This is a genomic window from Devosia sp. GW821-FHT12F11 (genome assembly GCF_058806655.1).
In genome coordinates, this window is the sequence record NZ_JBXAPX010000004.1 from 1 (window position 1) to 20,312 (window position 20,312).

At 63.7% G+C, this 20,312-nt stretch carries 18 protein-coding genes and 1 tRNA gene; 8 read left to right on the plus strand and 11 right to left on the minus strand.

Annotated features, from left to right (window positions below; genetic code table 11):
• Nucleotides 1-183: 183 nt before the first annotated feature.
• The 3 genes from tig to AC1ROK_RS12795 form a co-directional block, all read right to left on the minus strand.
• On the minus strand, nucleotides 184-1,563 hold the full coding sequence (gene tig / locus AC1ROK_RS12785; protein WP_492847414.1) for a trigger factor: 1,380 nt from the start codon (nucleotides 1,561-1,563) through the stop codon (nucleotides 184-186).
• A gap of 66 nt (nucleotides 1,564-1,629) precedes the next feature.
• A tRNA-Leu gene (locus AC1ROK_RS12790) sits at nucleotides 1,630-1,714 on the minus strand.
• A gap of 75 nt (nucleotides 1,715-1,789) precedes the next feature.
• Nucleotides 1,790-2,836: a hypothetical protein gene (locus AC1ROK_RS12795; protein ID WP_492847415.1), complete on the minus strand. Its 1,047-nt coding sequence runs from the start codon at nucleotides 2,834-2,836 to the stop codon at nucleotides 1,790-1,792.
• Between the two features lie 716 nt (nucleotides 2,837-3,552).
• Here AC1ROK_RS12795 and AC1ROK_RS12800 point away from each other — a divergent pair.
• The 4 genes from AC1ROK_RS12800 (at nucleotide 3,553) to AC1ROK_RS12815 (ending at nucleotide 7,184) form a co-directional block, all read left to right on the plus strand.
• Nucleotides 3,553-3,891 carry a P-II family nitrogen regulator gene (locus tag AC1ROK_RS12800; protein ID WP_046105125.1) on the plus strand — a complete coding sequence of 113 codons (339 nt, stop codon included), beginning with the start codon at nucleotides 3,553-3,555 and terminating at the stop codon, nucleotides 3,889-3,891.
• 63 nt (nucleotides 3,892-3,954) lie between these two features.
• Nucleotides 3,955-5,364 (plus strand): type I glutamate--ammonia ligase, encoded by a 1,410-nt coding sequence (glnA, locus tag AC1ROK_RS12805; RefSeq protein WP_055881882.1) that lies wholly within the window; start codon nucleotides 3,955-3,957, stop codon nucleotides 5,362-5,364.
• A gap of 210 nt (nucleotides 5,365-5,574) precedes the next feature.
• Nucleotides 5,575-6,198, plus strand: coding sequence for a nucleotidyltransferase domain-containing protein (locus AC1ROK_RS12810; protein WP_492847416.1), 624 nt, complete (start codon nucleotides 5,575-5,577; stop codon nucleotides 6,196-6,198).
• Nucleotides 6,195-7,184, plus strand: a complete 990-nt coding sequence (locus AC1ROK_RS12815) for a DUF808 domain-containing protein (protein WP_492847417.1) — start codon at nucleotides 6,195-6,197, stop codon at nucleotides 7,182-7,184. Before AC1ROK_RS12810 ends, AC1ROK_RS12815 begins: the two co-directional genes overlap by 4 nt.
• A gap of 55 nt (nucleotides 7,185-7,239) precedes the next feature.
• Here AC1ROK_RS12815 and AC1ROK_RS12820 read toward each other — a convergent pair whose 3' ends face one another.
• Both AC1ROK_RS12820 and AC1ROK_RS12825 read right to left on the minus strand, forming a co-directional pair.
• Nucleotides 7,240-8,385, minus strand: coding sequence for an epoxide hydrolase family protein (locus AC1ROK_RS12820; RefSeq protein ID WP_492847419.1), 1,146 nt, complete (start codon nucleotides 8,383-8,385; stop codon nucleotides 7,240-7,242).
• A 65-nt stretch (nucleotides 8,386-8,450) separates the two neighbouring features.
• Nucleotides 8,451-9,146, minus strand: coding sequence for a helix-turn-helix domain-containing protein (locus AC1ROK_RS12825; protein WP_492847421.1), 696 nt, complete (start codon nucleotides 9,144-9,146; stop codon nucleotides 8,451-8,453).
• A 116-nt stretch (nucleotides 9,147-9,262) separates the two neighbouring features.
• Between AC1ROK_RS12825 and AC1ROK_RS12830 the strand changes: the two genes are divergently transcribed.
• Nucleotides 9,263-9,874, plus strand: coding sequence for a LysE family translocator (locus AC1ROK_RS12830; protein WP_492847423.1), 612 nt, complete (start codon nucleotides 9,263-9,265; stop codon nucleotides 9,872-9,874).
• Between the two features lie 3 nt (nucleotides 9,875-9,877).
• Here the strand turns inward: AC1ROK_RS12830 and AC1ROK_RS12835 are convergent, their stop codons facing one another.
• The 6 genes from AC1ROK_RS12835 to AC1ROK_RS12860 all read right to left on the minus strand — a co-directional run bounded on the left by AC1ROK_RS12835 (nucleotide 9,878) and on the right by AC1ROK_RS12860 (nucleotide 14,683).
• Complete coding sequence (locus AC1ROK_RS12835; RefSeq protein WP_492847425.1) at nucleotides 9,878-10,441, minus strand: PilZ domain-containing protein; 564 nt, start codon at nucleotides 10,439-10,441, stop codon at nucleotides 9,878-9,880.
• Nucleotides 10,442-10,531: 90 nt separating this feature from the next.
• Nucleotides 10,532-11,218: a PilZ domain-containing protein gene (locus tag AC1ROK_RS12840; protein WP_492847427.1), complete on the minus strand. Its 687-nt coding sequence runs from the start codon at nucleotides 11,216-11,218 to the stop codon at nucleotides 10,532-10,534.
• Between the two features lie 187 nt (nucleotides 11,219-11,405).
• Nucleotides 11,406-12,935 carry an ABC-F family ATP-binding cassette domain-containing protein gene (locus AC1ROK_RS12845; protein ID WP_492847429.1) on the minus strand — a complete coding sequence of 510 codons (1,530 nt, stop codon included), beginning with the start codon at nucleotides 12,933-12,935 and terminating at the stop codon, nucleotides 11,406-11,408.
• Nucleotides 12,936-13,523: 588 nt separating this feature from the next.
• The gene (locus AC1ROK_RS12850) at nucleotides 13,524-13,697 is read right to left on the minus strand and encodes a hypothetical protein (RefSeq protein WP_492847431.1); all 174 of its coding nucleotides are present in this window, start codon (nucleotides 13,695-13,697) and stop codon (nucleotides 13,524-13,526) included.
• A gap of 157 nt (nucleotides 13,698-13,854) precedes the next feature.
• Complete coding sequence (locus tag AC1ROK_RS12855; protein WP_492847432.1) at nucleotides 13,855-14,181, minus strand: hypothetical protein; 327 nt, start codon at nucleotides 14,179-14,181, stop codon at nucleotides 13,855-13,857.
• A gap of 100 nt (nucleotides 14,182-14,281) precedes the next feature.
• Entirely contained in the window at nucleotides 14,282-14,683 is a 402-nt protein-coding gene (locus AC1ROK_RS12860) for a hypothetical protein (RefSeq protein WP_492847434.1), read from the minus strand.
• A gap of 396 nt (nucleotides 14,684-15,079) precedes the next feature.
• On the opposite strand from AC1ROK_RS12860, the gene parE reads away from it, so the two are divergent.
• The 3 genes from parE (at nucleotide 15,080) to AC1ROK_RS12875 (ending at nucleotide 20,201) form a co-directional block, all read left to right on the plus strand.
• Nucleotides 15,080-17,110: a DNA topoisomerase IV subunit B gene (gene parE, locus AC1ROK_RS12865; RefSeq protein ID WP_492847436.1), complete on the plus strand. Its 2,031-nt coding sequence runs from the start codon at nucleotides 15,080-15,082 to the stop codon at nucleotides 17,108-17,110.
• A gap of 31 nt (nucleotides 17,111-17,141) precedes the next feature.
• Nucleotides 17,142-18,047 (plus strand): metallophosphoesterase, encoded by a 906-nt coding sequence (locus AC1ROK_RS12870; RefSeq protein ID WP_492847438.1) that lies wholly within the window; start codon nucleotides 17,142-17,144, stop codon nucleotides 18,045-18,047.
• A gap of 693 nt (nucleotides 18,048-18,740) precedes the next feature.
• Nucleotides 18,741-20,201 (plus strand): DEAD/DEAH box helicase, encoded by a 1,461-nt coding sequence (locus AC1ROK_RS12875; protein WP_492847440.1) that lies wholly within the window; start codon nucleotides 18,741-18,743, stop codon nucleotides 20,199-20,201.
• Nucleotides 20,202-20,312: the final 111 nt, after the last annotated feature.

Genomic DNA, 20,312 nt, shown 5'->3' on the forward strand with positions numbered 1-20,312 from the left:
GGGGGGCGTGGGGAGGCACAGTGGCTCCTCATCCCCTCTCTTGCGATTTCTAAGGCTTAGCCAAACAGCTAAGCCCATGAAATTCCATTCTCCCCCGCAAGGGGGGAGATGACGAGAGATCTCGTCCAAACAAAAAGGCCGCCCCGAAGGGCGGCCCTGAACTTGGGATTGGAACGCACCAGCTTAGTGGTGGTGCTCCTCCGGAACCTCGTCCTCGTCCGCGGCGATGATCTTGGAGAGCTCGGCGCGGGTCATCGGCTTGTCGGTCTTCTTGGCGAGCTCGGTGACGAAATCCACCACCTTGTTCTCGAACACCGGAGCACGGAGGCCAGCGAGAGCCTGCGGGTTCTTGCGGTAGTAGTCGTAGACCTGCTGTTCCTGGCCCGGGAAGCGGCGCACTTCGGCGATCAGCGCCTGCTGGTGCTCTTCTTCGGTCACTTCGACCTTGTTCTGGTTGCCGATCTCGGCGACCACCAGACCCAGGCGCACGCGGCGCTCGGCGATCTTCTGGTACTGCTCCTTGGCCGCTTCCTCGGTCGTGCCCTCGTCTTCGAAGGACCGGCCGTGGTGCTCGACTTCGTGCACGACGCGCTGCCAGATGGTGTTGAACTCGGCTTCCACCAGCTGCTCTGGAACGGCAAACTTGTGACCTTCGTCGAGCTGGTCGAGGATCTGCCGCTTGATCGCCTGGCGACCCATCGAATCGAGCGCCGCCTTCATCTGGTCCTTCACCGCGTCGCGGAGCGCGGCAACGCTCTCGAGACCGAGGTTCTTGGCGAACTCATCGTTGAGCTCACCGGCCTTCGGGCCATCGATATGGAGGATGGTGACTTCGAAGTCGGCCTTCTTGCCGGCCAGTTCGTCCTGCGCATAGTCCTTGGGGAACGTGACCTTGACGGTCTTAGTCTCGTTCTTCTTCATGCCCACGAGCTGCTCTTCGAAGCCCGGGATGAACTCGCCCGAACCCACGGTCAGGTGCGCATGGTCGGCCGAGCCGCCGGCGAAAGCCTCGCCCTTGATCGTGCCCTTGAAGCTGAGGCCGAGACGATCGCCGTTCTCGACGACGCCGTCCTCACCCTTTTCCTCGTAGCCACGCTGCTGCGCGAAGACGCGCTGCACTTCGGCATCCACGTCCTTCTCGTCGAGCTCGACCACCGGCTTGTCGACGGCGAGCGACTTGAAGTCCATCAGGGTGACCGGCGGCAGCACTTCGTAGCTGACCTCGAAGTTGAGATCGGCTTCGCCGTCCAGCACCTGGTTGATCACGCCCTGGTCTTCCGGCAGGTCGACCTTCGGCTGCGTCGCGGCGCGCTCGGAGCGGTCGTCGAGGGTCTTCGACACGGTCGAGTTGATCGCATCCGACAGGACTTCCGACATCGCGGAGCGGCCGTAGACCTTCTTCAGGTGCGCAGTCGGCACCTTGCCGGGGCGGAAACCCTTGATGTTCGCGGTGCCCTTGAGCTCATCGAGCCGCGCATCCAGCCGGTCGCTGAGATCCTTCTTGGGGATGACCAGGGAAAGTTTGCGCTTGAGGCCCTCGTTGAGGGTTTCTGTGACCTGCATTGGGGTATCCCGTTGTCTCTTCAAAACTCGTTTGGCCGAAGTCGCTGGCAGTATCGCGGCGAGCTCTGGTGCGGGTGAGAGGGCTCGAACCTCCACGCCTTGCGGCGCTGGAACCTAAATCCAGTGCGTCTACCAGTTCCGCCACACCCGCAAGGTGCCCCGTCGGCCGGGTCGCGTGCATATATGTGAAGAATTGGGGAAGGTCAAAGGGAGAGGTGGGGCGCGACTAGCGGAAGGAAGTGACGACTTCCGACTCGATCTTATAGCCCCCGTCGCTGGTGACCACGGCGGTTGCCTTCGCCTTGACCGACTCGTTGATGTGCCAGTCGAGGCTTCCTCGCGCGTAGTTGAGAGATGACCAATCGTCCTGATACCTCCCAATCTCGAGCTCAAGGGCGGCGTTCTCCCACACCTCAAAGATGCTCCCTATGCCGATCTGCTCCGATTCCTCGTATTCGCGGCGCGCGGCGAGAACTCCCACTCGAATGGCGAGGTCGGACGAAATCTCGGCCGTAAGCGAACCACTTAGAAAGGTGGGTTGATCTGACCATGCATATCCACCCACCTTCTGATAACTCCCCGCCAACTCGACAGCCCCAATCTGGGCCTGCGCAGATATCATTCCTCCAACCGACTGGTCGCTGCCGAACGACCCAGCCAACAGCACTCGAAAGGTTTCTGTGAGCAGGGAATTCACGGTGACTCTGCCGGAAAAGCTGTCGGCCATTACGTAGGAGCCGCTGCTCGCCTCGGACGGTGCACCGAAACGCGCCACCAGAACATTTGCTTGCGTCTGTCCGTCGTCGTAGCGCGCCGTCGCTACAACACGAGGTTGGCTGACTTCGTGATACCAGAAATTACCCACCATCCCATCTTCCCAAGCCAACCCGATCTGGAGGTCCTCCGATAGTCGACCGGATACCTGGACTGAGTTTGCGGTCAGCGGCACCGAACCATTATTCTCGATTGGGAAGAAGACGCTGTACGAGTTGTCGCTTCCTAACCAGTCCAGAGGTCTGCCGTCGTCCGTCTTGATGATGCTTGGCGCCTTACCAACAGCCACTCTTACGTCCTCTCCCACTGCAACATATGCCTCGTACAGCGACAACCCGTCGCGGGTTGCGGAGAACTCGTTTGGTGGCAGGGCTCCCTCATTCCGTAGTGCCAACACGCCAAAGACCGGACCGAGATCGCTCCCAAGAACTCCCATGACTCGGCCAATCTCGGAGTGCCACGCGAGGAGCCCGGCCGAACTGTCATAACCTACTGCCAAGCGTGCTTCCCCTGACACAAGGATGCACTGTTCCTGGCCGATGAATACACCGGTTAAGTCGCCCGCATCGGAACAAGCGACCAAGGGAGGAGCTTCGTACCTGTGGCGATCATCGCCAAGGCGGTCCTGACCGAATGCCGCCAACGAAAGAGCGGCACAACTCGCTACCGATGCCAGGAGTGACCAAATGGCTCGCAGGTACATTCTCGAAATACTTTGATTGGATAGTAGGACAGAAAGATAAGGTGGATATGAACGCCTCAGGCGTGCTCCCCGTCAATCACCTTCGACAGCTTATCCCTCGCTGCCCTTCGAATGATCTCACTTCACTCAGATCAGCGCGCCGGCAGCTTCAAGAAGCTTCCCGTTTGCGGGGAGACATCTGCAATGCGCGAAATCAGTGCTCGGTCCCTCTTCTCCTTCCGAAGAACCGCGCGGCCGCTGGCAAGGCGCCGCCATACGTCCGAGCATTTGCCCACTTTCGCTGCAAACCGATCTTTGCCATTGTCCGTTTGCGCGTTTCGCCCCATCGAAATGAACAAATCTGCAGCGTCATGCGCATTCTTTGTGCAAGCACCTGCCAACCTGCCTAGCGCGGCGGATCAGATGTTCGTCCTAGGCGCTTATTTTGGCAAGGTTTTCTCCCGCGCTGGTGAGCTGGCACGGACCCTGCATACAACCGAGCGGCACCCGACCGGTGCCTGTTGGAGGCCTGAATGAAGAAGATCGAGGCTATCGTAAAGCCGTTCAAGCTCGACGAAGTGAAGGAAGCGCTGCAGGAAGTCGGTCTGCAGGGCATCACCGTCACCGAAGCCAAGGGCTTCGGCCGTCAGAAGGGACATACCGAGCTCTACCGGGGCGCGGAATATGTCGTCGACTTCCTGCCCAAGGTGAAGGTCGAGGTGGTGTGCCCCGACGACCTCGCCGAGAAGGCGATCGAAGCGATCCGCACGGCCGCGCAAACCGGCCGCATCGGCGACGGAAAGATCTTCGTCTATTCGATCGAACAGGCTATCCGCATCCGCACCGGCGAATTCGGCGACGACGCGCTCTAAGGGGCACCTCTTCGCGCGTCTCTCCCGCCTAGCATCAACTCCAGACTTACACAGGGGAACCTAATGACCACTGGAAGCGACATCCTCAAGAAGATCAAGGACGAGGACATCAAGTACGTCGACCTCCGCTTCACCGACCCGCGCGGCAAGCTGCAGCACGTCACCATGGATGTGACGGTCGTCGATGAGGATCTCTTCGAGGAAGGGACCATGTTCGACGGTTCCTCGATCGCTGGTTGGAAGGCCATCAACGAGTCCGACATGGTGCTGATGCCCGATCCGAACTCGGCCTATCTCGACCCGTTCTTCGGCGCCCCTACCCTTGCCATCAACTGCGACATTCTCGAGCCGCTGACCTACCAGCCGTACAACCGCGACCCGCGTACCACGGCCAAAAAGGCCGAGGCCTACGTCAAGGAACTCGGCATCGGCGACACCGTGGTGTTCGGCCCCGAGCCCGAATTCTTCATCTTCGACGACGTCCGTTATTCGAACACCACCTACAAGGTGGGCTTCTCGGTCGATCACTCGGAACTGCCGATCAACAACGACACCGAGTACGAGTCGGGTAACACCGGCCACCACATCGGCCTCAAGAAGGGCTACTTCCCGGTTCCGCCGCTGGACAGCGCGCAGGACATGCGCGGTGAAATGCTCGCCGCCATGGCATCGATGGGCGTCACCGTCGAAAAGCACCACCACGAAGTGGCTTCGGCGCAGCACGAACTGGGTATCAAGTTCGCTCCGCTGATCAAGTCGGCCGACGACGTGCAGATCTACAAGTACGTCATCCAGCAGGTCGCCCAGGCCTACGGCAAGACCGTGACCTTCATGCCCAAGCCCGTCTATGGCGACAATGGCTCGGGCATGCACTGCCACCAGTCGATCTGGAAGGACGGCAAGCCGCTCTTCGCCGGTGACCAGTATGCCGGCCTCTCCATGGAAGCGCTGTACTACATCGGCGGCGTGATCAAGCACGCCAAGGCGATCAACGCCTTCACCAACCCGACCACCAACTCCTACAAGCGTCTGGTTCCGGGCTTCGAAGCTCCGGTGCTGCTCGCCTACTCGGCGCGCAACCGCTCGGCTTCGTGCCGCATCCCCTTCGGCCAGTCGCCGAAGTCGAAGCGCGTCGAAGTCCGCTTCCCCGATCCGCTGGCGAACCCGTATCTCGGCTTTGCCGCGCTGCTGATGGCCGGCCTCGACGGCATCAAGAACAAGATCCACCCGGGCGATCCGATGGACAAGGATCTGTACGAGCTGCCCAAGGAAGAGCTGAAGCAGATCCCGACCGTTTGCGGTTCGCTGCGTGAAGCCCTCGAGTCCCTCGACAAGGACCGCGACTTCCTCAAGGCCGGCGGCGTGTTCGACGACGACCAGATCGACAGCTACATCGAGCTGAAGATGACGGAAGTCATCAAGTTCGAGCACACGCCGCACCCGGTCGAGTACGAGATGTACTACTCGGCCTAAGCGCTGGATCGATCGAAGGAATATGGAAGGGCCCGGCAACGGGCCCTTCTGCTTTTCGATGGACAGGACCTGCCACAGGCGGAACACTGCTCATTCGGAATCCCGCGCTGCCATGGACGTCAACCAGATGGACCCTGCGATCCGCGCCCCCTCGGCCCGCGCCGGCTTCGCCCAAGGCAAGCTGCAGGCAGCCCGCCTGTCTGCCCTCTGATGTCGAGCCGCTGGCGCCAGACATCGCCCGATGAGCTTGCCGGCTGGCTCGCGGAGGCCATCGTGCCGTGGGGCATCGCAGGCGGCTGGGCGATCGACCTGTGGCAGGGCGGCGTCAGCCGCCCGCATTCCGATATCGAGATAAGCTGCTTTCTTGCCGACCTGCCTGCCTTGCTGCCAACCTTCGACGGTTTCGAGATCGCCGTCGCCCGCAACAAGCAGCTGACGCCTTATGAGACTGGAACCGTGCTCCCTGCCCCGCCGTTCAGCCTGTGGCTCCGCCGCCATGGCGAGACCTTGTGGGATTTCGAGATCGTCGCGGAGGCGCAGTTGGATGGCCAGTGGGCCTATCGCCGGGAACTGTCGGTCCGCCACGACATGGGGACCGTCTTCATTCCCACCCGGTCGGGCCTGCCGGTCATCGCGCCCGAGATCCAGTTGCTCTACAAATGCAAACAGCCGCGCGACAAGGACATATCCGATCTCACGCGATACGTGCCGCGCCTTGACGACGCGGCTGGTCTCTGGCTCCGTTCGGCCGTAGCGGCGGCTCACCCGGAATTCCTGCCGACACTTCTCGATATTGAGGCGCTCGACGCCCGCAACGATGGTACTTCTCAATGAGCGTTGGACTACTAGGCCTTCTCGATGACGTGACCGCTCTCGCCAAGGTTGCCGCCGCCTCGATCGACGACGTCGCGGGGCAAGCAACCAAGGCCGGGCTGAAGGCGGCCGGCGCAGTGATCGACGATACCGCGGTGACGCCGAACTACGTCACCGGGTTCTCCGCCGACCGCGAGTTGCCGATCGTCTGGCGCATCGCCGTAGGCTCGATCCGCAACAAGCTGCTGATCCTCCTGCCCGCGGCGCTGGCGCTGAGTTTTTTTGCGCCCTGGCTGATCACGCCGCTGCTCATGATCGGCGGCGCCTATCTCTGCTACGAGGGCGCCGAGAAGGTGTTCGAGGCCGTGTTCCCGCACGAGGCGCACGCGCACGAGGCCGAAGCCGCCGCGCCGGTTGCCGCCGATCCCAGGAAGCTTGAGGAGGAGCGCGTCGCCGGCGCCATCCAGACCGATTTCATCCTGTCGGCCGAGATCATGACCATCGCGCTCGCCGCCCTGCCCGACCTGCCGTTCTGGGAGCAGGCGCTGGTGCTGGTGGTCGTCGCCTTCGGCATAACCGCGGCGGTCTACGGCGCGGTGGCGCTGATCGTGAAGGCCGATGATTTCGGCCTGGCGCTCGCCAGCAAGGGCCGCACCGGCCTCGGCCGCGCTACCGGCCGTGGCATCCTCATCGCCATGCCGTGGGTGATGCAGACCCTCAGCATTGTCGGCACGGCGGCGATGATCTGGGTCGGCGGCGGCATCGTCGTCCACGGCCTCGCCGGCTTCGGCCTCGACCAGATCGAGCACCTGATCGAAGGCATTGCCCATGGCGCCGAAGCAATGCTGCCGGCGCTCGGCGGCTTCGTCGAAGGGCTCGCGACGATCCTCGCCGACCTGGTTCTCGGCCTCGCCCTCGGCCTGCTGCTGATCCCGGTGGCCGGCAAAGTCATCGGTCCGGCCTGGAAGGCGATCCGTAGCCTGTTCCGCCGCCAGCCGGCCGCCTGACCGAAACCAGAAAAGGGCCCGGACGGGCCCTTTTCCTTCTCGCAAAGGTCGCGGCTCAGCCGATCTGGCCGAAGAACCCGCGCACGTCGCCGACCCACACATCGGGGACTTCCAGCACCGCATAGTGCCCGCCGACATCGAACTCGTTCCAGCGCACGATGGTGTTGCTGGTCTCGCCGTAGCGGCGGATCGGCACTTCGTCGAAGCCGAATACCGCGACGCCGGTCGGGACGCCCGAGTTCGCCTTGGGCGACCAGGCCTCCGGATCATGTGCATTCTCGTAGTAGAGCCGGATCGAAGAGGCGGCGGTGCCGGTGAACCAGTAGATCATGAAGTTGGTGAGGAACCGATCCATCGGCACGGCGTCGACGCGATCGCCGAAGCTGGTGAACAGCTCGCTGATCCAGGCCAGCAGCCCCGCCGGCGAGTCCGAGATGCCGTAGGCCAGCGTCTGCGGGCGGCTCGACTGCATGACGTTGAAGCCGAAATGCTCCGCCATGAAGCGCTGCACCCGCTGCAGCCGCACCTTCTCACTGTCGGTCAAGGTCGCGATCTCCTCCGGCGACACCGGGCCGAACGGGATGAAGCCCATGGTCGCGGCGTTGAGGTGCACGCCGATCACCCGCTCCGGCGCCAGCCGGCCGATCTCGGGCCCGATGATGGCGCCGGCATCACCGCCCTGTACGCCGAAGCGCTGGTAGCCGAGCCGGCTCATCAATTCGATGAAGGCCTTGCCGATCCGCACATTGTTCCAGCCAGCCTCGCGGGTCGGACCGGAAAAGCCGAAGCCGGGCAGCGACGGCACCACGACGTCGAATGCATCCTCGGCCTTGCCGCCATGCGCCACCGGGTTGGTCAGCGGCCCGATCACGTCGAGGAACTCGACGATCGAGCCGGGCCAGCCATGGATCAGCAGCAGCGGCGTGGCGTTCTTTTCGGCCGACTTCACATGGATGAAGTGGACGTTCTGGCCATCGATCTCGGTGGTGAACTGCGGCAGCTCGTTGATCTCGGCCTCGGCCTTGCGCCAGTCAAAGCCACCCAGCAGCCGGTCGACGGCGCCACGGACATAGGCATTGGTCGGGCCGGCGGCCCAGCTGCCATCGACTTCGCTCGGCATCACGGTGCGTGCCAGACGGTCCTGGAGGTCCTGCAGCTGAGCGGCGGAAACGTCGATCTTGAAGGGGGTGATGGTGGCCATTTCGGGTACTCCGTTTCGGGGTGATCGTTGAAGACACCCCTTTCGTACCCAACCCCCACTCGGGATTATTGGAAGTTTCCGACAACCTCATCAGTGGCGGCGCGAACGATCTCTCTCGGCGTCTGGCCCATGATCGCCCTCAGCGAGTTGATCATGTGCGCCTGGTCGGAAAAGCCCAGCGCCAGCGCCACATCCACCGCCGGCCGGCCCATCTGCAGCATGGCGACTGCCTTCTGCGCCCGCTGTACCAGCGTGAAGTGCTTATAGGTGAGCCCGGTGGTCCTGAGGAAATGCCGCTGCAGGGTACGCTCGGTCATCGCCTTGGGCTGCCCCTCGACCACCGAGGCCACCAGCTCGTTGCCGTCGATGATCCCGTCGCGGACCAGCCGCTCGACGAACACGTCGGCATTCTCGAAGGTCGGGATCTCCCGCACGTCGGTGCCGATCCAGAACCCGCCCTTGCCGAACTTCTCCAGCATCACGCCCTCATCGCGCATGATATCGCCGGGCATCAGCGGCATGAAACTGTGCGGCTTGAACGAGATCACCAGCTGCTCATCGCCCGCTTCGTGCTCATAGACCACCGCCTGCGTGGTGAGCCCGGTGCGCAGCACCAGGGTCTCGTCGCCGCGCTTGATGATGGCGATGTCCCAGCAACCATCGGGCTGCATCAGCGTCGTCCCGGTCGTGTCGAAACGAACGGAGCTGATGCTCTCGACGAAGGGCGAGTCGATCGGCCGGCTTTGCACGATGCGCTTCATGCGGCGAAGCCTAGCAGCGACTTGCGAAGATACCAAATCACCTGCAGCGCCAACTCTCTGGCGCTCTTTGTCGGCATGACTATGCTGGCCCAGCCCTCGCTGGTCCGGAGCCCGTCATGACGCCCGAATTCCTCATCACCACGCTGGTCATCGTCGCCTCGCCGGGCACCGGCGTGCTCTACACGCTGGCCGCCGGGCTGACCCGCGGCGCCCGTGCCAGCATCCTCGCGGCTTTCGCCTGCACCTTGGGAATCATCCCGCACATGGCGGCCGCCATCACTGGACTCGCCGCCCTGCTCCACACCAGCGCGCTCGCCTTCGAGATCATCAAGTATCTCGGCGTCGCCTATCTGCTCTACATGGCCCGGGCGACGCTCCGCGAGACAGGCGCGCTCAGCGTCGACACCGACGCGGCGCCGAAGTCGGTCCGCCAGGTGCTGGTCTCAGGCATCCTGATCAACATCCTCAACCCGAAACTGTCGATCTTCTTCTTTGCCTTCCTGCCGCAGTTCGTCAGGACCGACAGCGCCGCCGCCCTGCCCCAGATGCTGGAGCTGAGCGCGGTGTTCATGGCCATGACCTTGGTGATCTTCGCCGTCTACGGTGTATTTGCCGCTGCGGTGCGCCAGCACGTGGTCACCCGCCCACGCGTCCTCACCTGGATGCGCCGCACCTTCGCCGCCGCCTTCGTGGCGCTCGGGGCGAAACTGGCCTTCACCGAGCGCTAGCCGTCAGGCGTCGACAAGGTGGAGCCGGTCCTCGAGGCTTTCCGGCTCCTGTTCGATCAGGAATTGCACCGCGAAGCCGACGTCGAGCCAGCGCACGACGCGCGCTACCACTCGTCCGACCGCCAGTGGCGTGCCGAGGTCCGGCTGCACATCAGCCGATAGCGCCGCGCCCGAGCGCGACATATCGATGATCAGGCATGGCAGGCGGCTCCCGTCGGCAAACAGAATGGTGGAGCGCGGATCCCTGGGCATCACCCGGCGGTGCGCCCGCTTGTCGGCGACCCCATGGAAGACCCGCTTCTTGTACCAGCCGATGCGCTTGATCAGCAGGTCGCGCTCCTCGGCACTGGTCTCGATGGCCATCGAGAAGCCGCCGTCGATCAACCGCTCGACCCGTCCCCTGACGGTACCGAACGGCTCGAAGTTGGCGGAGAGCTCCTCGCCCGGCGTGCCGAGCACCGGCGCCGACGCGACCATCAGCTGCGGCGAGATCGATTGCAGCCGGCAGGCGAACACCTGCACTCGATGGCTGCGGTTCTTGCGGCTGGCGAGCAGGTAGAGCCCCATCAGCGCGCCGAGCTTGAACGGCCGGTTGCGCCCTACTGGAAATCCCTTGGCACTCCGGCAAGGATTTGTTTGCCATAGCCGGCGTGCGCACTACTTGCTCAGCTTCAACCGCTCCCCGGCGAGGATGCGCTGGTCGCTGGTCTTGAGAGTCAGCAGCGCCTCGAGCTGGCCAATCTGCTGCACCTCGGCGAACTGCACGGCAAACCCGGCCTCGATGTGTCGCACTACCCGACCGGGGATCGCGCCCACCCCGGCCGGCGCGCCGACCGGCGGCAGCACATCGGCCGAGACGGCGACGCCCGACTGCGACATGTCGATGATGAAGCAGTCGAAGCGTTGCCCGTCGTCCAGTGTCAGGTTAGCCCGCGTCTCCCGGGGCAACACGCGCTTGTGCGCCCGCCGATCGCTGACCGTCTTCAGCGTCCGGCGCTTCAGCCAGTCGATCCTCGCACCCAGCGTGACACGCTCCTGTTCGCTGCAATCGAACGCCACGACAAAGCCGCCCTCCAGAATACGGGTGATCCTGCCGCGCATGATGCCCAGCCCCTGCAATGTCATGGTCAACATATCGCCGGGCGCCCCGCTGACCGGAGCGTTTACCACCGCCTCATGGGCCGAGACGCTGCGCGAACGGCAGGCGAATACCTGCACGGCGCCCGGTGTGTGCGCGCGCGCTGCCAGCACGTAGCTGCCCATCACGTCGCCGATGAAGCGAACATCCTTGCGGCTGTTCGCGCCGGCACTGCCTGGCCTTCCATTCTGCATCATCTGCGCCATCGCCGAACAACCTCACGCTATCCTGCGCAAGATTGCCTATCCGGCTATGACTCAGACCTTACCGCCGAACCAACTGCGCAGTATTTCGGCGTGGCAACACAGGACATCCGCCCTGTCGAGAGCCATTCCTGCTCACCAGATCTGTCGCCGCGCGATCTCCTAGATCATTTACACTAAGTCGAACGATCTAGACTTGATCAGTCTCCAGCATCATCTCCTCGAAGAACGGCTCCGGTCCATCGACCTCCTTGAGTCGCTTGCCGCTGATCTCCAGGTACCGCGTTCCGACATTCCGCACGAAGCTGCGGTCATGCGAGACCAGCACGGCCGTCGCTTCGTGGGCGAGGATTTCACTCTCCAGCGCTTCACGGCCCGGGATGTCGACATGGTTGGTCGGCTCGTCCATCAGGTAGAAGTTCGGCTCCGTCAGCCGCAGCGCCAGGAGCCCCAGGCGGGCCCGCTGGCCGAAACTCAATTGCCCGATCGGCCGGGACTGTTTCTCGATGACAAATCCGGTCGCCGCCAACAGGCTCCGCACCCGGGCGTCCGGCTGCTTGAATGTCACCGAGATGAAGCTCTCGGGCGTCTCCTTGACTGGCAGTTGCGACATGTCCTGGTCGGTGTAGCCCAGTACCAGCGACGGCGTGACTCTTATGCCGGGCACGCTGTCGGGCTCCACCATGGCGCGGTGGATCAGCTTGACCAGCTGCGACTTGCCGGCGCCGTTCTTGCCCAGGAGCACCACGCGATCGCCCTGGAAGATGTGGAGCTTGTCGATCTTGAACAGCGCCTGCCCTGCCGGCGTCGTCACCGTGACGTTCTCGATGCCGACCAGAAGCTTGGCGTGCGTCCCGCGGTTGCTGAGCCTGATCTCGCCCGAGCGCTCGCGGTGTGTCGGCCGCACCGCTTCCTCGATCCTCGCGGCCCGTTCGCGCAACTGCTTGGTCTTGACCACCAAGAGGTCGCTGCCCGAGTTGATGCCGATATTGTTGAGCTTGGCTGCCTGTTTCCTCAGTTTGCTCGCTTCCTTGAGGTCGCGCTCGTTCTGCGCTTCCTGAGATGCGTCCTCGCGTTCGATCTCGAGCCGGGCCGCCGAGTAGCCGAGCGGCATGTAGCGTGAGGTCCCCGGCCGCAGGAACAGCGTCCGGTTGGTCACCGCGTCGAGGAAGTCGCGATCGTGGCTGGCAACGATCAGCGGAATGTTGCGGGCCTCACGGTTGAGCCAGGTCTCCAGCCGGAACAGCTTTGACAGGTCCAGGTGGTTGGTCGGCTCGTCCATCAGCAGCGCATCAGGATCGGTCACCCATACCCGCGCGATCAGCATCAAGCGTTGCCAGCCGCCGCTCAGCGCCGAAACCAGCCGGTCGCGCAGCTCATAGGGCGTCTCCAGCCCGTCGAGCGCCACATCGGCCCGCCACGCATCGGTCTCGCGGTCTGCCGCCGGCAGGGCATCAAGCACGGCGTCGCGCATGGTCAGCGGCATCAGCGCCGCCGGCACGTCCTGCTCGACATAGCCAATGCGCAGCCCGCGCGAGCGGACCACTTCGCCGGCAGTGGGTTCCGCCAGTCCGGCGATGACGCGCAGCAGCGAGGTCTTGCCGAGCCCATTGCCTGCAACAAGCCCGACGCGGTCGCCATCGGCGACGACGAGGCTCAGGTCGCGGAACAGCGGATCGGTGGCGGTGATGGAAAGGTGCTTGAGGCTGATCGAGCCCATTTTCGTCTCTCTGGTCTTCTGGCGGTCCATGCTCGGAGCGTGATCAGCAAAAAGTTGCAAACTTTTGCGGTTCGATCACGCGACCAACAGGGACTACCGGTGCCGGCAATGGCTCACGCACGAAGCGGAGCCGGCTTGGGCAGACCAGAATGGTGTGAGACGACGAGGACGTCCGGACCCGTTCGGCCAGCCCTGCAACTAAAGCTGCAGGGCCGAAACAGGGCCGCGACTGCGGTGCTGGTCATGACGATAGCCCACGCGACCCTCCTTGGTTGGCATTGCGGACGGAATGCTTAGAGCACCGGGGGCGATTGGAGGTCAAGTGGCTGCCTGCTAACCCCTCCCCAGCCACCGGGTTATTCCCGCGAAAGCGGGAACCTCTGTTTGCAGGCTGCCCCAAGGACAGGCGGTTCGAGAGCTGAGGGCGTCGGTTGGCAGCAGGTTGCCCCCAAACCCGGTGGGTGGGGGAACCGAGCCGCCCACCTGAAAGGGTGAGTTGCAGCGCCTTCCAGGCTCAAACGGAGATCGCCGCTTCGTGATGATGACGCCGGGGCACATGGGACACCATGGGCCTCCGAGCCCCCTACGTCACACCAGGTAGAACAGCGTGGCAATGGCGACGAGGGTCAGCGGGCGGGGCAAAGCAAGATGGGCAAGCCGGTACGCAAAACTATCAAATCCGGCCTGCTGCCATCCGCTGTCGCGTGGCGCCCTCAACGCTGTCTCAAAGTACGCGAGACCGCTCTTGGCTTGGGCGCGCATACGGCTACTCCGAACAAAAACCGTATGTGAAATTCATACCCGCGAGCGCTTAAGAAAGTGCTTCCGAGAAGCAAACGAAGTCTGAATCAAGTGCTCCAAAACAATGCGCCCGGCCCTTTGTACGGAACCGGACGCATTGGATTCACTGGCGATTTCATCAGCTGCGGCGCAGCCGTTCACGATTGAGGATCGCCCCGGTGCAGGTCGAGACGCGAAGCAGATAGACCCAATCCCCGCGTGTCGCGCGCACCTGGATGCGCCGATCGTTCCGCACGTTGAGAAAGATGTTCGTGTATCCCTGCTGGCGCACGGCGTTGCGGATCTGCCGGTCGGTCAGCTCGATGCAGATCAGCGGCCGCCGAAAGCCGAAGCCGTCGGTGCCGAAGCCGAACTGGAACTGCATGCTCTGCGCCTGCACGGGGAGTGCCGAAGCGCCGAGCGCCAGCCCGAGCACGGCGGCGCGGATGAGCGTAGTAGCTTTCATGTCGTTCTCCTTTGCAACTCACGAAACAAAAAATCCCGGCCCTGAGGGGCCGGGATCTGGCGGGAGCGCGAGGGAGGAACCGGCTCCCGCCGGAACTGGACTAGAAGCGGAACTGGAACTGGAAGCCCGGCGAATACGGGCGACGCAGCCGCTCGATATCCGAGACGCGGCCGGTGCAGCGGTTGATGGTCATGGCGTAGGTGCGACGGCCATAGTCGGCCACCACCTTCACCCGGACTCCGCGACGATCGACGAAGCGGATATCGTCAAAGCCGGCGCGGCGCAGGCCCCGGCGGACTTCGTTGTTGGTCAGGCAGTCGCGCTTCATCCTGCGGCCATTGTCGAAGCCGTACGAGAAGCTGCTGCCACCACCCTGGATGCCGAAGTCGAAGTTGAACGACTGCGCCTGGACCGGCATGGCAGTGAACGCTGCCGCACCCAGCGTCACCGCAACGATCGCGGCACGGCCGGACTTCATCACGGACGATAGGATTGAGGTCATGATAGTCTCCTTCAAGATCAACTGGAGCCAGGTCCACTAGCGTGCCACGACCCTAAAGGTTGCATTCTTAACCAATGCGGTATCGCCCGTTCATCCACCGTTCATGTTGCGAGGCAACGTGAGCGGCGGAGTTCCGAGTGATATCAGGCGCAGTCGATGTGAGATTGCCGAACGCCCAGCCCGGACACTGCCTACCGGCCCCAGCTGGGCGCTCCGCAATCTCGAGCCGTGAAATAATGCCCAGCCGTTGAACGCTCGCGGAACCGTGCATTCACATGCCGTTCACGACCGGTTGACAGGTCGAGCGCCGGGCCCTACCTCCCGCTTAACCCACCCAAAGCAGCAAGTATGCTAGAGCTTGTGAGGCGCTCGATTCGCGCCTCGGACGGAGATTTCATGGCGGCGATCGAAGACCTTTTCGGCCCTGACGGCGACGATGCCCCGCAGCGTCCGCCTTCGACGCCAACGCCGAAAACGCCGGCCGCGCCCCCCACCTCCAGCGTCGCCCACGCTGCTTCCTATTCGGCCGCCGACATCGAGGTGCTCGAAGGCCTCGAGCCGGTGCGCCGCCGCCCCGGCATGTATATCGGCGGCACCGACGCCAATGCGCTGCATCATCTGTTCGCCGAAGTCATCGACAACTCGATGGACGAGGCGATCGCCGGGCATGCGAGCCGCATCGAGGTGCATTTCGGCGAGGACGGGTTCCTGACCGTCACCGATAACGGCCGCGGCATCCCGGTCGAAAACCATCCGAAATTCCCTGGCGTCTCGACGCTCGAGATCGTCATGACGCGCCTGCACGCCGGCGGCAAGTTCGACGGCAAGGCCTACGAGACCTCGGGCGGCCTGCACGGCGTCGGCGTCTCGGTGGTCAACGCATTGTCCGACAGCCTCATCACCGAAGTGGCGCGCGACCAGATGCTCTACCGCATCGCGTTCTCGCGCGGCAAACCGCTGGGCGGCGTGGAGACCGTGGGCAAGGTGCAGAACCGGCGCGGCACCACGCAGCGCTTCCACCCCGATCCGGAGATCTTCGGCGAGCACAAGTTCTCCGCCGCCCGCCTGTTCAAGATGACCCGCTCGAAGGCCTACCTGTTCGGTGGCGTCGAGATCCGCTGGACCTGCGACGAGAGCCTCGCCACGGCAGACGTGCCGGCCAAGGCCACCTTCCATTTCCCGGGCGGCCTGCGCGACTTCCTCGCCAACCGCATCGAAGGCGAGCCGCGTATCACCGAGGACATCTTCGCGGGCACCATCGGCAAGCCGGGCACGCATGGCGCCGTCGAATGGGCTGTGGCCTGGTGCCTCGGCGATGGCTTCGTCAATTCCTATTGCAACACCGTGCCGACCGGCGATGGCGGCACGCACGAACAGGGCCTGCGCGCCGCCCTGCTCCGCGGCCTGCGCAACTATGCCGAACTGAGCGGCAACAAGCGCGCCGCCCAGTTGACCGCCGAAGACGTGCTGGTGCAGTGCTCTGCCATGCTCTCGGTGTTCGTGCGCGAGCCGGAATTCGTCGGCCAGACCAAGGACAAGCTGAGCTCGCCCGAGGCCACCCGCATCGTCGATACCGCGCTGCGCGACCCATTCGATCACTGGCTGGCTGCCTCGCCCAACCAGGCCTCGAAGCTCCTCGACTGGGCCATCGAGCGCGCCGAAGAGCGCCTGCGGCGCAAGAAGGAGAAGGAGGTCGACCGCCAGTCGGCGACCAGAAAACTCCGCCTGCCCGGCAAGCTCGCAGACTGCACGCAATCGGCGGCCCAGGGCGCAGAGATTTTCATCGTCGAGGGCGACTCGGCCGGTGGCAGCGCCAAGCAGGCGCGCGACCGCAAGAGCCAGGCCATCCTGCCGCTGCGCGGCAAGATCCTCAACGTTGCCGGCGCCACTCGCGACAAGGTGCAGGCGAGCCAGGCCATTGCCGACCTGATCCAGGCGCTGGGCTGCGGCACCCGCGAGCGCTATCGCGAAGACGAGCTGCGCTACGACAAGATCATCCTGATGACCGACGCCGACGTCGATGGCGCCCACATCGCTTCGCTGCTGATGACGTTCTTCTTCCAGGAGATGCCGAAACTCATCGAGGGCGGCCACCTCTACCTGGCCATGCCCCCGCTGTTCCGCATCAGTTCCGGCCCCAAAGTCGCCTATGCGATGAACGACGCGCATCGCGACCAGTTGCTGGCAGACGAGTTCAAGGGCAAGAAGCCGGACATCACCCGCTTCAAGGGCCTCGGCGAGATGCCCTACGTGCACCTGCGCGAAACCACGATGGACAAGAAGACCCGCACCCTGCTGCAGGTCCGCATCCGCGACGACTTCGAAGAGACCAGGCTCTCCGTCGACCGCCTGATGGGCAACCGTCCGGAAGCCCGCTTCGACTTCATCCAGGAAAACGCCGCATTCGTCACCGATCTGGATATCTAGGGACGAGCGTCCCTGAGGGTCAGGGGCGAACATGATCACCAGGCGTGGGGTGCTGAAACTTTTCGGCGTAGGGGTGCTTGGGCTGATCGCCACGGCCGCCTACCCCTTCATCGAGGCCCTTGCCCGCCCGCGCATCACCACCTACGCCCTAACGCCGCGTGGCTGGCCGGCCGGCCTGAAACTGCGCGCCGCCGTCATTGCCGACCTTCATGCCTGCGAACCCTGGATGGACCTGCAGCGCATCGAGGCGCTGTGCGCACAGACGCAGGACCTCGGCGTCGATATCATCCTGCTGCTCGGGGACTATGTCAGCGGCATGCGGCTTCGTACCGGTCAGGTCGGCAATGTCGAGTGGGCGAGCGCGCTCGGCAAGCTCTCCGCCCCGCTCGGTGTGCATGCCGTTCTCGGCAACCACGACTACTGGGAGGACCGTGCCTTCCAGCTCGATCATTCTGCAACACCGCTGGCACGCACGGCTTTGCATGACGCCGGTATCGCAACCTATGTCAACCAGGCCATCCGCCTCGAGAAGGACCGGCACGCCTTCTGGCTTGCCGGTCTCGGCGACCAGATGGGTATCCTGCCCGGTGGCGCGCATGACGGCCGGCACACCAGCGGCCTCGACGACCTCGATGGCACACTCGCCCAGATCCCCGACGGCGAGCCGACCCTGCTCCTCGCCCACGAGCCCGATATCTTCCCCAGAGTACCCGACCGCGTCAGCCTCACGCTGTCCGGCCACACCCATGGCGGCCAGATTTCGCTCTTCGGCTGGCGGCCATGGGCCGCATCGCTCGGCTCGCGCCGCTTTCCTGCCGGCCACTACACTGTCGAAGGACGCGAGCTGATCGTCTCGCGCGGCCTTGGTTGCTCCGTCATTCCCGTGCGGATCGGTAGCTGGCCGGAAATCGTCGTACTCGATCTCGGCAAGGCCTGATCCGCACAACTAGCTCCATGTCGGTGTCGAAGTCGGTATTTTGAACACTGTGCAACAGAGACGCCGGATGATATTGAACACCGTTCTCAAACGGTGGAACCATCAGATGGATCAGGGAAATCCGAGCAGGGACGGTGACCGGTCGCCAGTGGCCTGCGGTCTGCTGATCGGAGCGGCAGCGATCAGGATTCTACCGATTGCGGCTCTGCAGCTTTCGATATCGACGCGGTCGGAACTCTGGTTTTACTCTGCAATATGCATCATGCCGATTGTGGCACTTGTCGCGGTCCTGGTGATCTTTCGACGGGCCTGGGTCCGCGTTCTCATGCTTTTTCTTTGCGTTGCCCCCCTAGGTACGCTGATGGTCGGCACATTCGTGAACAACCTGTGCGCGTTGCAGGGTGCCGTCGGCCGCGTGCTGTATTCGGAGTGCCTCTAGCCGGTAGCATACGCTGGCGCGCACCATTCGCGCCCCTCCATTAATCACCCGCCCCCAAACCCCGTTGACTCGCAAGGGGTTTCCACTATGTTCCGGGCGCGTCGCGCGCAGCCCCGGACAGGGCGGAGTCCGGATCGGTTGCTGCAAGGCGAAGCCTGATTATCCGGCTTGTACTTTGCGACCTCTTCGTCGACCCGCACCTCCTCAAGTAGCTGCCCGTCGACCTGCCTTCCCTACTTGAGCGGACCACTGATTTGGCAAATGACTTTTCCGGGTTGGGCCTCAGCGCCAAGGTGATCGATGCGGTTGCCGCATCCGGCTACACCAAGCCCACCGATATCCAGGCGCAGGCGATCCCGCATGTCCTGCAGAAGCGGGACATTATCGGCATCGCACAGACCGGCACCGGCAAGACCGCGTCGTTCGTGCTGCCCATGCTCACGCTGCTCGAAAGTGGCCGCGCCCGCGCCCGCATGCCGCGCACGCTGATCCTCGAACCGACGCGCGAGCTCGCGGCGCAGGTGCACGAGAATTTCGAGAAGTACGGCAAGAACCACAAGCTCAACGTTGCGCTGCTGATCGGCGGCGTCAGCTTCGAAGACCAGAACAAGGTGCTCGATCGCGGCGCCGACGTGCTGATCGCCACGCCCGGCCGCATGCTCGACCAGTTCGAACGCGGCCGCATCCTGCTCACCGGCGTCGACATCCTCGTCATCGACGAGGCCGATCGCATGCTCGACATGGGCTTCATCCCCGATATCGAGCGCATCTGTGGCCTGTTGCCGCCGCGCCGGCAGACGCTGTTCTTCTCGGCCACCATGCCGCCGGAAATCCAGCGGTTGACCAGCCGGTTCCTGCGCGACCCGATCAAACTCGAGGTCGCCCGCCAGAACTCGACCGCCGAGACGATCGAGCAGCGGATCGTCCGCGTCTCCGGCAAGCCGGAAGAAAAGCGCGACGCGCTGCGCCGCCTGATCCGCGGCGAAGAGAACCTCAAGAACGCGATCATCTTCTGCAATCGCAAGCGCGATGTGGCCACCCTTGCCCGCTCGCTGGAGCGCCATGGCTTTTCGGCCGCTGGGCTGCATGGCGACATGGACCAGAAGAGCCGCATGGAAACGCTCGACAGCTTCAAGACCGACAAGCTGCAGCTCCTGATCGCCAGCGATGTGGCCGCCCGCGGCCTCGACATCCCGGCGGTGAGCCACGTGTTCAACTTCGACGTGCCGACCCACGCCGAGGACTATGTGCACCGCATCGGCCGCACTGGTCGTGCCGGCCGCTCCGGCGTCGCCATTACGCTGGCGACCCCGTCCGACGGCAAGTATGTCGATGCCATCACCAAGCTGATCGCCAAGGACATTCCCGAGGTGAAGTTGGGCGGTGGATCGGTCGAGCGGACCGAAGCGACGCGCACCGAGGACCGCAGCGAACTTCGCTCGCTGCGTGACGGTCGCGGACGGCGTGGTGGCCGCGGATCGCGGGAAACTGCAGCGAAGGTCGAAGCTCAGGAAATCCAGCAGCCGCGCGAGGAACGGAGCGAGCGGCCTCGTCGCCCTGCCCGCAACGATGCGCCTCGCAACGACAACAACAACCGTGGCAATGGCGGCGAAAAACCCGCCCGCGAGCCGCGTCCTCAGCACATCGAAGGCATCGTCGCCGATTCGCCGTTCGGTTCTGACGGTCCGATCCCGGCATTCCTGCTGCGGAAATAGCCGCGATCTACAGAATTCCCGCGACGATCTCAGTAGAATTGCTAACAGATCGTCGTGTTTTTACGGCTCGTTAATGCCGAACAACTGACAATGCCGGCCGAACGACCGGCA

Bases quoted from the DNA above. Each gene is read 5' to 3' on its own strand.
- AC1ROK_RS12820 (WP_492847419.1), bottom strand. From the start codon at position 8,385: ATGGCCACCATCACCCCCTTCAAGATCGACGTTTCCGCCGCTCAGCTG.
- AC1ROK_RS12830 (WP_492847423.1), top strand. From the start codon at position 9,263: ATGACGCCCGAATTCCTCATCACCACGCTGGTCATCGTCGCCTCGCCG.
- tig (WP_492847414.1), bottom strand. From the start codon at position 1,563: ATGCAGGTCACAGAAACCCTCAACGAGGGCCTCAAGCGCAAACTTTCC.
- AC1ROK_RS12815 (WP_492847417.1), top strand. From the start codon at position 6,195: ATGAGCGTTGGACTACTAGGCCTTCTCGATGACGTGACCGCTCTCGCC.
- AC1ROK_RS12810 (WP_492847416.1), top strand. From the start codon at position 5,575: ATGTCGAGCCGCTGGCGCCAGACATCGCCCGATGAGCTTGCCGGCTGG.
- AC1ROK_RS12825 (WP_492847421.1), bottom strand. From the start codon at position 9,146: ATGAAGCGCATCGTGCAAAGCCGGCCGATCGACTCGCCCTTCGTCGAG.
- AC1ROK_RS12860 (WP_492847434.1), bottom strand. From the start codon at position 14,683: ATGACCTCAATCCTATCGTCCGTGATGAAGTCCGGCCGTGCCGCGATC.
- AC1ROK_RS12850 (WP_492847431.1), bottom strand. From the start codon at position 13,697: ATGCGCGCCCAAGCCAAGAGCGGTCTCGCGTACTTTGAGACAGCGTTG.
- glnA (WP_055881882.1), top strand. From the start codon at position 3,955: ATGACCACTGGAAGCGACATCCTCAAGAAGATCAAGGACGAGGACATC.
- AC1ROK_RS12870 (WP_492847438.1), top strand. From the start codon at position 17,142: ATGATCACCAGGCGTGGGGTGCTGAAACTTTTCGGCGTAGGGGTGCTT.
- AC1ROK_RS12800 (WP_046105125.1), top strand. From the start codon at position 3,553: ATGAAGAAGATCGAGGCTATCGTAAAGCCGTTCAAGCTCGACGAAGTG.
- parE (WP_492847436.1), top strand. From the start codon at position 15,080: ATGGCGGCGATCGAAGACCTTTTCGGCCCTGACGGCGACGATGCCCCG.
- AC1ROK_RS12840 (WP_492847427.1), bottom strand. From the start codon at position 11,218: ATGGCGCAGATGATGCAGAATGGAAGGCCAGGCAGTGCCGGCGCGAAC.
- AC1ROK_RS12835 (WP_492847425.1), bottom strand. From the start codon at position 10,441: ATGGGGCTCTACCTGCTCGCCAGCCGCAAGAACCGCAGCCATCGAGTG.
- AC1ROK_RS12855 (WP_492847432.1), bottom strand. From the start codon at position 14,181: ATGAAAGCTACTACGCTCATCCGCGCCGCCGTGCTCGGGCTGGCGCTC.
- AC1ROK_RS12845 (WP_492847429.1), bottom strand. From the start codon at position 12,935: ATGGGCTCGATCAGCCTCAAGCACCTTTCCATCACCGCCACCGATCCG.